The following is a 12,060-nucleotide window of genomic DNA, read 5'->3' on the forward strand; positions in this document are numbered from 1 at the left end:
AAGCGGCTGACCTGCTTCCCGTCAGGTAACTACTCTGCGAACACGCCGCGTTACCCAGTGCGGCCACCGGAGGAGGAATCCTGTGTCATCGCCCTGCGACCCCGCGCACGCTCCCGTCGGAGATGTGGGCGCCGCGCTCATGATGGTCGACTCCCGGCTCAAGGCCGTTCATGCCGGAAAGTCCGCGACGGATCCCGAACAGCAGGCGCTGATGGACCAGTTGCTCGCGTCGCTGGGGCCCGATGGGCTCGATGATCTGCTGGACGGGGCCTGCACGCTCATCTATATGTTCATGACGTGGCTGAGGAAGGCCCACGAGAGCGAGGGCAAGGACGTCATCGAATACGTCGTGCCCACCCTCGTGGCCACGATGCGGATGATGCCCAGGAGTTGTCCCCCTGAGGTCATCCCGATGATGACCGGCCTGGTGATCGCCGCGGGTACCGAACTGAGCCCCAGCCTGTGGCGTCAGCAGTACGGCGACTGGACCAAGGAGGAGATGACTCCGCTGGAAGCCACGACGTTCCTGCTCGCGGAACACATCAACCGCATCGCCGACAACCCCGACTTCGCCACCCGCATGATCGTGGACGCGCTGACCAAGGCGGGTGGAGAAGGCTAGCTCGTCCCGTTCCCGTTCTCCTTCTTCTCCACGGGCCGCACCTCATAGTGCAACGTCGGCGTCCGCATCGCCTTGTGCGCCAGCGGTACCAACACCCCTTGCAGGAAAGGGTGCTTGTGGCGCAGTAGCTTCGCCGCGTGTTTGTCCTCCGGGCTGCCGTGGTCCAGCAGCCGCGCGCGGGCGTGGATCTCGGGGCCGGTGGGCTTGCCGCGGACGGTGGCGGGGGCGAGTTCCACCTCGGGGTTGTTGCGGATCCGCTTGGCCTTCCAGGCGCTGCCCGGCGTGCGGAAGTACGCGTGGTCACCCTCGACGGCCAGGCTCACGGGGGTGCCGACGCCCGTGCCGTCCCGTTTGTGGGTGGTGAGCAGGACGGCGTACTGCTTGGCGAAGGTGCCGAAGGTGACGAAGGGATCGGGCTCGGGGCTCGTGTGCGGACTGGTCATGCCTCCATGGATGCACTGTCGGCCCGATCTGTCACGGTGCTGGACTCGGGTACGTCATCCACGCCGCCGTCCCGTTTCGCCCCCACGCACAACCGGACGTAGACCAGGTCGAGCACGCTGCACATGATGCCGAGCCCGAGCAGGAACCCGTCATGCTGGAGGGCGCCGAAGAGGATCGTGGGCGCGAGCGTGCCGAGCCACTTGGCGACCGCGATCGTGACCGACTGCCCGCGCAGCCCGCGCCGTGCGACGAACATCGCGATGAACAGGGCGGACATCAGCAGGTTCTGGAGAAACGCCGAGTAGCCGGCCGCGTCCTCCGCGCCGAACTTCGCCAGGAACAGCCACTGCACGGCGAACGACATCCCGAACAGCAGCACGCTCAGGCCGGCGAACATCCGTGGCGTGACGAACGCCGGGAACTCGGCGCGGCCGTACCGGAAGAACGTGTACACGATCACCGCGTCGGCGATGCCCCACACCAGGTTGATGCCGCCCTGCACCGACGGGTCGAAGGCCAGGTTGTGCACCGCGTACGTCCACTCCCAGGCGAAGTTCAGGCCCAGCGCCACGGCGGGCATGGCGTACGTGCGTTCGCGGAACCCGACTCGGATCGCTTCGATGTACACGATCGTCCAGGCGATGCCGCTCGCGAGGATGAGGGCGATATCCATCTGCGTCTCCTGTTGTGGAGCTTTGCGGGGTCGCGCGGACGCTAACAGAGACGTTCGGAGATGTGAGCGACAACCGACTTACGTGAGTGTGACGTAGGGGCGTACCGGATCGTCCTCGGCGTGCCAGGACGGGGGTTGGGTGCGAGGCGTGGGCTGCCAACAGTCTTCTTCGGCAGGGAACGCCAGACAGTGGCCGGCCGCGAGAGAGCGTTTGTGCCAGCGGCGCCAACGGGCGTCGTGCGGGGTGGGGAGTCGCCAGACGTACGGGTCGGGTGTCCGGACTTCTTGCGCAAGGTCCGTGTAGCTCAGGGGAGTTCGGGGTCTGAGCCGGCGGGCCGCCGCCTCATAAAGTCGCCGGAACATGAGCCTGAACTCCCTCCAGCCTGAACCTCGCCCACACGCACTTCGCGTACGGCTCCTGTCGGCATCCCCAGTTGTCGGCCAGCGCGGCGACGAGCGCGAGGCCCCGGCCGCCTTCTTCCTCCGGGGTCGAGTCGTGAGGTCGGGGGAGTCTGTCCCGGTCCGGGTCTGAGACCTCCAGGACCAACTCCGTGCCGTTGAGGGTGAGTTCGACCTTGATCTGGGAGTAGGAGACCTGGCAGTGGGTCACGGCGTTGGTGACGAGTTCGTTCGCCAACAGGGTTACGGCGTCGGCCAGTTCGTCGGTGATGCCCCAGTCCGCGAGGGTCTTGCGGACGCGTTGGCGGGCGACGGGGACGTGGCTTCGGTGTTTGGGGATGCGGAAGCTTTCGGACGCGGGCATGGGGAACTCCGTCCTGACGTGGCGTCAAGTTGGGTTGCGCTGCGGCGCGTTCATGAAGCTACGGTCGGATTCGGCGTCTGTGCAACAGGTTCGAGTGAATGCATTCACCTGTCCACTCGATCGAGTGACATGCTCTCGGAGGGAGGGGTCCGTGTGGCATCGTTGCCGAAAGATGAGGGGAGGGCCCATGCCCGCAGGTGGACGGCCGACGGTACGCAGCAGGCGTTTGGGTACGGCGCTCAGGCAGTACCGGCACGCGGCGAAGCTCGATCAGCCGCAGGCCGCCGAGGTCATCGCGGCAAGTCAGGCCAGGATCAGCCGCCTTGAGAGCGGGCACGTCACGGCTCGTGTGATCGAGGTGCGGTTGCTGCTGGATGCGTACGGCGTCAAAGACCTCGAAGTGCGGGCCAAGCTGGAGGAGTTGGCCAAGCGCTCGAAGAACCGGGGTTGGTGGCTGGAGCATGCGCAACATCTGCAGCCGGACTACTTGGACCACATCGCGTTGGAGGACGACGCGACCTATATCCGACAGTGGCAACCAGCGCTGGTGCCTGGGCTGTTGCAGACTCCTGCCTACGCTGAGGCGATCATCGCGGCAGGGCCCGACTACATCGCTCCGGAAAATCTTGAGCAGTTGGTGAAGGTCAGGGAAGGGCGGCAGGCGAAGATCGGGGAGGGTGGGGCGTCGTACACGGCCATCTTCTGGGAAGCCGCCGTCGTGCACCCGTTGGTGAACGTCGACATCCACCGGGAGCAACTGTCCGCAATCCTCGGGGCCATGAAGAGGCAGAACGTCACTGTGCAGGTTCTGCCGCTCAGCGCGGGAGTGCTCGTGGGCTCGATCCCGGCGTTTTCATCGTTCAGCTTCGACTCGGAGCCCGCTGTCGAAGCTGTGGCCATGGAGAACCTGCGTGGTACGTCGGTCCTCGAAGCACCAGATGATCTCGCTGCTTACGGCAACGCGTTCGACCTACTACGATCGGCGGCACTGGCACCGGAGGCGAGCGCGCGGCTCATCCGGGACGTACTGCGGAGCATGAAGGAAGAATGATAGTGACCGAGGTTGTGGGCACCTTTCGAAAGTCGTCGTACTCCGCGCAGCAGGGCGACTGCGTCGAGGTCGCCCACACCGCCGCCCACGGCCGAGCCGTCCGCGACAGCAAGCACCCGGAAGACGACGGCCCTCTGCTCACCGTCTCCCGCGAGAGTTGGCACGGCTTCCTCCAGCAGTTCTGACCCCGCCAGAGCACACCCTCCCCGCAGAAATGTGACACTCCCCCCGTCGAGTGTCACATTCCCGCGCCTCGTACCCCCCGGCACCGAGGGGAACCAACGACGCCACGTGTCCGTCGGCGCCCCGTCAGCCGAGCTTCCGCAACACCTCGGCGATGGTGGCCCGGTACGTCTGCAGCGCGTGCAGCCCGGCGGCGTAGCGGTCGCGGTGTCGTGTGATGTCCACGGCCTGCTTCTGCACCCGTACGGCGTGCCAGACCTCGGCCGTATGGTGGCGTTGCTTGCAGGTGACGTCCGCGACGGCGGTGGCCCGCTCCCGCTGTGTTTGCCGGGTGTTGCCGTCGCTGCCTCGCTGCCAGGCGGTGTCCGTGTACGCCGCGACGGGGTCGGGATAGCGCGTGAATCCTTGTTCTGCCACACAGCGGGACCACACGTCCCACGCCGCGCGGAGGCGCGGGTCGCGCTTGACCGCCTTGTCGACCTCGATCGTCCGTGTACCTGCGTAGAGCCAGTCCCGCTTGAGGTCGATGCCGCGCATCAGCCGCCGGCCCGCCTCGGCGTTGCAGGCGGGGAAGTCCGCATACTCGGCGCTGGTCATCCGGCGGCCCTTCGGCTCCGGGACGAGGGGCTTTGCCGGGTTCCAGCCGTAGCCCCAGCGGCGGGCGGCGGCGAGATCCAGGGCACCGTAGTCGGTGCCGACCGCGGTGGCGACCACGGGATCGCTGGGGTAGCGGGGGTCGAGCGGGAAGTCCGGGTGGCCGCGCTCTGCCATGCACTGCCGGACCAGCAACGCCGTTGCCCGCTGCGATCGTTGGTAGTCCTGCGGCCTGTAGTCGTAGCTGTCGGCCGGGAGGGGGCCGAGGTCCGACACCGTACGGATGATCTCCGGGCTTTCCGGACCGGAGGCGCAGATCGCCGCCAGCACCGCCACGGCACCCAGCAGCCACCCCCGCCTCGTCATGCGAAGGGATGCTAGCGGACGGCGTGCGGCGGTCGGTCATGGCCCCCGGCAACGAACCCACGCACGCCAGGACTCCAACCGAGGCCCCACTCCGAAGAGTTGACGAAGGGCGCCCCGCCGTTGATCCGCGGGACGCCCTCCGTCGTCGTAGAACCGGAACCGGTCGTCGTAGAACCGGAACCGTAGGAGAAGACGACTACAGCTTCTCGATCACGTAGTCGATGCACTTCGTCAGCGCCTCGACGTCCGCCGGGTCGATCGCCGGGAACATCGCCACGCGGAGCTGGTTGCGGCCGAGCTTGCGGTAGGGCTCGGTGTCGACGATGCCGTTCGCGCGCAGGACCTTGGCGACGGCCGCCGCGTCGATCTCGTCGGCGAAGTCGATCGTGCCGATGACCTGGGAGCGCTTGGTGGCGTCGGACACGAACGGGGTCGCGTACTTCGACTCCTCCGCCCAGGTGTACAGGCGGCTCGACGAGTCCTTCGTGCGGGCCGTCGACCAGGCCAGGCCGCCCTGGCCGTTGATCCACTCCAGCTGCTCGTTGAGGAGGAACAGGGTGGAGAGGGCCGGGGTGTTGTACGTCTGGTTCTTGCGGGAGTTGTCGATCGCCGTGGGGAGCGAGAAGAACTCCGGGACGTGGCGGCCGGACGCGTGGATGCGCTCGGCGCGCTCGATCGCGGCCGGGGAGAAGACGCCGATCCAGAGGCCGCCGTCGGAGGCGAAGGACTTCTGCGGGGCGAAGTAGTACACGTCGGTCTCGGTGATGTCGACCGGGAGGCCGCCCGCGCCCGACGTGGCGTCGACGAGGACGAGGGCGCCCTCGTCGGCTCCCGCGACCCGCTTGATGGGGGCCGCGACGCCCGTCGACGTCTCGTTGTGCGTGTACGCGTACACGTCCACGCCCGCCTCGGCGGCCGGCTCGGGGTGCGTGCCGGGGTCGGAGGAGATGACGGTCGGCTCGGCCAGCCACGGCGCCAGCTTGGCCGCCTTCGCGAACTTCGAGCTGAACTCGCCGAAGGTCAGGTGCTGCGACTTGTTGTCGATCAGGCCGTGGGTCGCGACGTCCCAGAAGGCCGTCGAACCGCCGTTGCCGAGGACGACCTCGTAGCCCTCGGGGAGGGAGAACAGCTGGGAGACGCCCTCGCGCACCTTGCCGACCAGGTTCTTGACCGGGGCCTGGCGGTGGGACGTGCCCAGCAGAGACGTACCGGTGGCGGCCAGCGCGTCCAGCGCCTCCGTCCGCACCTTGGAGGGGCCAGCGCCGAAACGTCCGTCGGCGGGCTTGATGTCAGCGGGGATCTGGATATCAGCCACGAGCCGGAGGGTATCCCGTCGGTGAAACCGGACGGAAACGTGTCCGTTCGATGAGACGCCCCCGCCGATCTCTGAGACACCTTTTCCGGCTCGTGGACTGCCGACGACTGGTGATGATCTACGACGTCAGCCGTACCGGCAGCTCGAAGATGTCGTTCTGCGTCACCACCGGCTTGTTGCGGAGTTCGGACGCCGGGACGGCCAGGTCGAGGTGCGGGAAACGCTCGTAGAGGGCCGGGAGCGCCACCCCCGCCTCCAGACGGGAGAGGGCCGCGCCGGGGCAGACGTGCGGACCGTGGCCGAAGGAGATGTGGCGGTTCTCGCTGGTCCGGGTGATGTCGAACTCGCCGGCCGTCGGGCCGTGGGCCTCCTCGTCCCGGCCGAGCGCGGCGTACGACACGATCAGCGCGTCCCCGGCCGGGAGGACCTTGTCGCCGACCTGGACGTCCTCCGTGGCGAAGCGGATCAGGACGTGCGAGGTGGGCGTCGAGTGGCGCAGGGTCTCCTCGATCACCGAGGACCAGTCGGCCTCGCCGGCCAGGACGAGGGCGCGCTGGACGGGGTGCGTCGACAGGTTGACGACCGCGTTGACGATCAGCGAGATCGTCGTCTCATGGCCGGCCGCGACCATCAGCTGGAGCGTGGAGACGATCTCCTCGTCGGTGAGGTGGTCGCCGTCCTCCGATGCCAGGATCAGCGCCGAGGTCAGGTCGTCGCCGGGCTCCGCGCGCTTCGCCGCGACCGTCTGCGCCATGATCCCCGCGAGTTCCGTCAGCGTCGCGATGACCTCCGCGGGCGGCGTCTGCGTCGAGAAGAACTTCTCGAACAGCTCCTTCAGACGCGGGAGTTGGGACTCCGCTATGCCCATGAGGTCGGCGATGACGTACATGGGGAGCGGGTACGCGAACGCCGCCTTCAGGTCGACCTCGTCCCCGTCCAGGCCGTCGAGCAGGCCCTGGGTCCGCTTCGCGATCCGCTCCCGCATCTGCTCCACCCGGCGCGGGGTGAGCGCCTGCGCGACCAGCGTGCGCATCCTGCGGTGGTCGGCGCCGTCCACGGTCAGCATGGAACGGCCCGGATTCGCGAGCCCGATCAGCGGCCAGTCCGCGGGGATCTCACCGCGCTGCCAGGCACCCCAGACGTTGATGTCCTTCACCAGCCGCGGATCCGTGAGCAGCTGTTTCGCCTCGGCGTGATGCGTGACCGCCCACACGGGCACGCCACCGGGCAGTTCTACGGCGGCCAGCGGACCGGCCGCACGAAGCCTGGCGCTCTCGCCGTCCAGGTCGCCGACGAAGGGGTCCAGGACGATACGGGTCTCTTCGGTACCGGTGCTCATACGGGCGTGCCTCCAGGGCAGGGCTCAAAGGGCAAGGGCAGGGGCAGAGTTCAAAGGGCAGAGTTCAAAGGGCGGGGCTCAAAGGTCGGAACTCGGGATTCAGAACTCGGGACTCGGACTCAGAGCGCGGCGACGGGCGTGAACCGGACCGGCAGTGCGGTCAGGCCCCGCAGCCACGGCGAGGGTCTACGGGTGAGGGACTCGGCCGGTACCGCCAGGTCGATGTCCGGCAGCCGGTCCAGTACGACCTCGATGCCCGTGCGTGCGACGACCTCGGCGACCTCCTGCGCGGGGAACGGGCACCGGTGCTCCCCGTGTCCGAAGGAGAAGTGCGCGTTGTTGCCGCCGGTGAGCGCGGAGCCGTCGGTGCGGACCTGGGGGTCGGAGTTGGCGCCCTGGAGGCCCAGGAGGAGCAGGTCGCCGGCGCGGATGCGGCGACCGCCGAGCTGCGTGTCGCGGGAGGCCCAGCGGCCGGCCACGTTCTGGGTCGGGGTGTCCTCCCAGAGGACCTCGTTCATCGCCTCGGCGACACTGTTGCGGCCACCGAAGAGGGAGGCCGCGAACCGGTCGTCCGTCAGCATCAGGCGCAGCGAGTTGCCGATCCAGTCGGCGGTCGGCTGGTGGCCGGCCGCCATCATCACCATCAGGTCCTGGGCGATCTCGAAGTCGTCGAAGCCGGAGTCGTGCGTGAGCATCCGCGACACGACGTCGTCGGCCGGATCGTCCTTCCGGTCGGCCAGCAACCGCCCCATGGACGTGGCGAGATGGGTCTGCCCGGCGATGGCCCGCTCGCGTCCGTCGATCATGTCGTTGAGCGCCGTGACCAGCCCCGGTCCCTGCTCGTCGGCGAAGCCGTAGAGGCGGGCCAGGACCCGTACCGGCAGCAGCATCGCGTAGTCGCCGACGATGTCCGTCTCGCCCTTGGCGCAGATCCCGTCGATCAGCTCGTCCGCGAACTTCTCGGCGTACCCGCGCAGTTCGGACGGGTCCACGGCCTCCAGCGCGTCGCTGATCATGCCGACGCGCTCGCGGTGCCGTTCGCCGACCGTGTAGAGGATCGACGGCTGCTTACGGCCGATCATCGGCAGCAGCGGCCAGTCGTCGGGGATGTGGTCCCACTGGCTCCACAGGTCCGAGTCGCGGCTGAACAGGACGGGATCGCCGGTGACTTGGTGCAGCTCGCGGTAGCCGAGCACCAGCCAGGCCGGGACGTCGCCGTCGAGCACCACGGGGGTCACGGCGCCGTGCTCGCGCCTCATCTCCCGGTACAGCTGCGCCGGTTCGGTCTGGAACCTGGGTCCGCCGAGCGGCACGGGGGCGGGGGCAGGGGCGGTCACAGGGCCAACTCCTGGTGAGGGACGGGGACTTGGGGGCGGGCAGAGCCCTGGGCGTCGTAGCGGCCCTTGGTGTGTCGGCTCTCGGCGTGCTGGTTCTTGACGTGCTGGTTCTTGACGTGCTGGTTCTTGACGTGCTCGACCAGGGTGATCAGGACCTGTTTCGCGGACGCGCGGGAGCGGGCGTCGCAGTCCAGGAGCGGGACGTGCGGGTCGAGGTCGAGGGCCTCGCGGATCTGCTGCGGGGCGTAGGCGGTGCCGCCGAAGTCGTTGCAGGCCACGATGAAGGGGGTGCCGTGGTGTTCGAGGCGGTCGATGGCGTACCAGGAGTCGCCGATCCGGCGGGTGTCGACGAGGACGACCGCGCCGAGCGTCCCGGAGAACAGGCGGTCCCAGAGGAACCAGAACCGTTCCTGGCCGGGAGCGCCGAACAGGTACAGCACGTTGCGGGCGTCGAGCGTGACGCGGCCGAAGTCGAACGCGACGGTGGTCGCGGACTTGCCGCGCACCTCGCTGATGTCGTCGACGGCCTCGCCGGCCTTCGTCATCGTCTCCTCGGTGTTGAGGGGACGTATCTCGCTGACGGAGCGGACCAGCGTCGTCTTGCCGACGCCGAAGCCGCCCACGACCACGATCTTCAGGCCGTTGTCGGCGGAGGCACCCAAGGGGGTGCGCGCGTCAGAGGTTGCGGAGTCCAACGAGCACCTGTTCCAGGACGTCGGGATCGAGAACCGCCTTGCGCGGATGCCGGGCGCTGACCCGGCCCGCCGCGAGAAGGTCGGAGAGGAGAATCTTGGTGATGGACACCGGGAGTTTCAGTTCGGCCGCCAACTCCACCACTGCCGTGGGGTGTTCGGTGATCCGCAGGATCGCCGCGTGCTCCGACTGCATACCGGCCACCGGATCGCACTCGGCGACCACGAGGGTCACCAGGTCGAACGGGCTGTCCGGTCCGGAACGGGCGCGGCCTCCGGTGAGCGTGTAGAGGCGGTCGGGTGAGTCGTCCCTGCCGGGGCGGCTCATCACGAACGGGGTTCCGCGCGCAGGTGCTCGCCGAGCTGTTCCACCAGCTCGCTCATGTTGTGCCCGATCAGTCCCGCGTCCGCGTCCTCGGCGGTGACCAGGGCCAGGTGCGCGCCCTCGCCCGCCTCGACGATGAACAGCACCCCGCCGTAGAACTCCGTCATCGCGGAGCGCACACCCCCGCTGCCGTCCCCGAACTCCACCGACGCGCCGTGCGACAGCGACTGGATCCCGGCGGCTATCGCGGCCAGCTGGTCGGCCTGGTCGACGGAGAGTTCGGGCGTCCGGCACAGCTTCAGGCCGTCCCGGGACAGCACCAGCGCGTGCCGTGCGCCCGGGGTGCGCTCCAGGAGGCCCTCGATGAGCCAGGTGAGCTTCTCGTCGGCGGTCGTCGTGCCGGTCATGAGGTGGGGTTGCCTTCCGGGAGCGGGTGGGTGAGGGACTCTGCCGGTTCGGAGCGCTCCGGCCCCGACTCCGGTACGGGCGGCGGCAGTTGTTCGGTCATCGCGCCGCGTACGGCCTGCCGGAAGCTGTTGAAGCGGGCGGCCCGGGCCAGGGTGTCGTCGGCCGTGGGCGCGGGGCGCGGCACGGAAGCCGCGGCCTCCGCACGCGCGCGTGCACGCTCGGCCGCCGCCAGTGCCCGGCCCCGGCGCCGCTTGGGCAGGCCTTCCGGGAGGGCGTCCGGGGCGTCCGGCCGAGACTCGGCCAGCACCTCGGACAAGGCGTCGGACAGCGTGTCGCGGTCCGGGGACTCGTGCGTGGGGATCGGGTCCGGGTCCAGGTCGGAGACGGCGTGCGCGGAGGCGTACGACACCCGCAACTGTCCTACGGCGGCCGGTTCCGGCGCTGTCTCCGGCTCCGGCTTCCGCAGGCTGACCGGGGGCTCGGAGGGCGCGGAGGGCGCGGAGGGCGCGGGGGACTCCTGCGCCGCCACCGGGGCGTCCTGGGGCGTACGCATGTCCTGCGGCACCAGGATGTCCTGCGGTACGAGCATCAGGACGCCCGTGCCGCCGCGCGCGGAGGGCCGGTACGACACCTTCAGGCCGTACTTGCGGGCCAGCCGGCCGACGACCGCGAGGCCCAGCCGGGTGCCGGTGAGGCCGCCCAGCTCGGCGGAGTCGCCGGACACGGCACGCTCGGCGCGGCGCAACTGGATGTCACCCATGACCAGGCCGCTGTCCTCCACCGAGAGGATGACCCCGGCGGGCACTTCTTCCACGTACACGTGCACTTCGGCGCTCGGCGGCGAGAAGTTCGCGGCGTTGTCGAGGAGTTCGGCGAGCGCGTGCATCACGCCCTCGGCCGCGTGCCCGGCGACGGCGGCGTCGCTCGCGGAGTGCACGCGCACGCGCTGGTAGCCGCTGATGCGGCCCATCGCGCCGCGCAGGATCGACTCCATGGCGATGGGGCGGGCCCAACGGCGGCCGGAGCGGGCGCCCGTGAGGACGGCGACGGAGTCGGCGAGGCGGCCCGCCTGCGCGGTGCGGTGGTCGAGGTGGAGCAGGTCGGCGAGGACGTCCTCGTCGGAGTGCCGCTCCTCCATGGCACGCAGGTCGGCGAGCATGCCGGTGGCCAACGCCTGCATACGGCCTGCCGCGTTGGCGGTCGCGGAGAGGGCGGCGGCGCGCTCGTGGGAGTCCCGGCGGGCCCGCTCGGACAACTGCTTGTTCTCGGCGGACAGTCGGGCGCGCTCCAGCTCGCTCTCCTCCGTGAGGCGGGTGCGCTCCTCGGCGAAGGACGTGGTGAGCCGCATCCGCTCCTGGGCGAAGTCGGAGATCAACCGGGCGCGTTCCTGCGTGAGTTCCGCGGTCAGCCGGGCCCGCTCGTGGGTCAGCTCCTCGGTCAGCTGCACGCGCTCCCGGTCGAACTCCGTGTTCAGCCGGGCCCGTTCCTGCAACAGCCGTCCCGCGTCCAGGGTGACGGCCTCAAGGCGGCGGCGGGTGATCCGGGCCGTCTGGTAGGCGTGCGCGGCGATGGCGACGGCCGCGCACAGCAGCAGCGCGCCGGCACTCGCCCCGCAGGCGACCGCGAGGCGCTTCGCGCCGGGAGTCACGTAGACCGCGCCGGCGACCGCGAGCCCGGCCAGTACGGCGGTGAGCAGTGGGGCGGGGGCGATGGTGCGGAAGGTGGGTCGTTCGCCGGGAAGTATGGGGGCGGTCATGAAGGGGGTCCTCGGTCGGGTCCTCGGGCGTCTTTGGTCGGGGTCCTCAGTCGTCCTCGGTCGTGTCCTCGGGGGGTGCTCGTCGGGTTCCTGGGCGAGAAGCGACACCGGGTGCTCAACTGACGGTCACTATATGAGAGTTAGTGATCGAACTGGGGAGGTTCTGGATGCGTTTACAGAATCCCTTCATGC

The 12,060-nt window shown here is 69.3% G+C and carries 14 protein-coding genes; 3 read left to right on the plus strand and 11 right to left on the minus strand.

Going from position 1 to position 12,060, the window contains the following annotated elements; translation table 11 throughout:
* Positions 1–82: 82 nt before the first annotated feature.
* Positions 83–622, plus strand: a complete 540-nt coding sequence (locus tag AB0I69_RS26845) for a hypothetical protein (RefSeq protein ID WP_363098228.1) — start codon at positions 83–85, stop codon at positions 620–622.
* Here AB0I69_RS26845 and AB0I69_RS26850 read toward each other — a convergent pair.
* The 3 genes from AB0I69_RS26850 to AB0I69_RS26860 form a co-directional block, all read right to left on the minus strand.
* Positions 619–1,065: a PPOX class F420-dependent oxidoreductase gene (locus AB0I69_RS26850; protein ID WP_363098229.1), complete on the minus strand. Its 447-nt coding sequence runs from the start codon at positions 1,063–1,065 to the stop codon at positions 619–621. The genes AB0I69_RS26845 and AB0I69_RS26850 overlap by 4 nt on opposite strands.
* Positions 1,062–1,739, minus strand: a complete 678-nt coding sequence (locus tag AB0I69_RS26855; RefSeq protein WP_363098230.1) for a hypothetical protein — start codon at positions 1,737–1,739, stop codon at positions 1,062–1,064. Before AB0I69_RS26855 ends, AB0I69_RS26850 begins: the two co-directional genes overlap by 4 nt.
* A 343-nt stretch (positions 1,740–2,082) precedes the next feature.
* Positions 2,083–2,502 (minus strand): ATP-binding protein, encoded by a 420-nt coding sequence (locus AB0I69_RS26860; RefSeq protein ID WP_363098231.1) that lies wholly within the window; start codon positions 2,500–2,502, stop codon positions 2,083–2,085.
* A 187-nt stretch (positions 2,503–2,689) separates the two neighbouring features.
* Here AB0I69_RS26860 and AB0I69_RS26865 point away from each other — a divergent pair, with 187 nt between their 5' ends.
* The gene (locus AB0I69_RS26865) at positions 2,690–3,553 is read left to right on the plus strand and encodes a helix-turn-helix transcriptional regulator (protein ID WP_363098232.1); all 864 of its coding nucleotides are present in this window, start codon (positions 2,690–2,692) and stop codon (positions 3,551–3,553) included.
* Positions 3,554–3,555: 2 nt separating this feature from the next.
* Positions 3,556–3,738, plus strand: a complete 183-nt coding sequence (locus AB0I69_RS26870) for a DUF397 domain-containing protein (RefSeq protein ID WP_363098233.1) — start codon at positions 3,556–3,558, stop codon at positions 3,736–3,738.
* Positions 3,739–3,862: 124 nt separating this feature from the next.
* Here AB0I69_RS26870 and AB0I69_RS26875 read toward each other — a convergent pair whose 3' ends face one another.
* The 8 genes from AB0I69_RS26875 to AB0I69_RS26910 all read right to left on the minus strand — a co-directional run bounded on the left by AB0I69_RS26875 (position 3,863) and on the right by AB0I69_RS26910 (position 11,868).
* Complete coding sequence (locus AB0I69_RS26875; protein ID WP_363098234.1) at positions 3,863–4,696, minus strand: hypothetical protein; 834 nt, start codon at positions 4,694–4,696, stop codon at positions 3,863–3,865.
* A 196-nt stretch (positions 4,697–4,892) separates the two neighbouring features.
* Entirely contained in the window at positions 4,893–6,011 is a 1,119-nt protein-coding gene (gene serC, locus AB0I69_RS26880; RefSeq protein WP_363098235.1) for a phosphoserine transaminase, read from the minus strand.
* A gap of 118 nt (positions 6,012–6,129) precedes the next feature.
* On the minus strand, positions 6,130–7,350 hold the full coding sequence (locus AB0I69_RS26885) for a cytochrome P450 (protein WP_363098236.1): 1,221 nt from the start codon (positions 7,348–7,350) through the stop codon (positions 6,130–6,132).
* Between the two features lie 119 nt (positions 7,351–7,469).
* Positions 7,470–8,687 carry a cytochrome P450 gene (locus tag AB0I69_RS26890; protein ID WP_363098237.1) on the minus strand — a complete coding sequence of 406 codons (1,218 nt, stop codon included), beginning with the start codon at positions 8,685–8,687 and terminating at the stop codon, positions 7,470–7,472.
* Entirely contained in the window at positions 8,684–9,382 is a 699-nt protein-coding gene (locus tag AB0I69_RS26895; RefSeq protein ID WP_363098238.1) for an ATP/GTP-binding protein, read from the minus strand. The genes AB0I69_RS26890 and AB0I69_RS26895 overlap by 4 nt, the downstream gene beginning before the upstream one ends.
* The gene (locus AB0I69_RS26900) at positions 9,363–9,707 is read right to left on the minus strand and encodes a DUF742 domain-containing protein (RefSeq protein WP_363098239.1); all 345 of its coding nucleotides are present in this window, start codon (positions 9,705–9,707) and stop codon (positions 9,363–9,365) included. The genes AB0I69_RS26895 and AB0I69_RS26900 overlap by 20 nt, the downstream gene beginning before the upstream one ends.
* A complete protein-coding gene (locus AB0I69_RS26905) occupies positions 9,707–10,111 on the minus strand; it encodes a roadblock/LC7 domain-containing protein (protein WP_019057294.1) in 405 nt (134 codons plus the stop codon). The genes AB0I69_RS26900 and AB0I69_RS26905 overlap by 1 nt, the downstream gene beginning before the upstream one ends.
* The gene (locus tag AB0I69_RS26910; protein WP_363098240.1) at positions 10,108–11,868 is read right to left on the minus strand and encodes an ATP-binding protein; all 1,761 of its coding nucleotides are present in this window, start codon (positions 11,866–11,868) and stop codon (positions 10,108–10,110) included. The genes AB0I69_RS26905 and AB0I69_RS26910 overlap by 4 nt, the downstream gene beginning before the upstream one ends.
* Positions 11,869–12,060: the final 192 nt, after the last annotated feature.

Source organism: Streptomyces sp. NPDC050508 (assembly GCF_040655155.1).
In the GTDB taxonomy this organism is placed as follows: Bacteria; Actinomycetota; Actinomycetes; order Streptomycetales; family Streptomycetaceae; genus Streptomyces.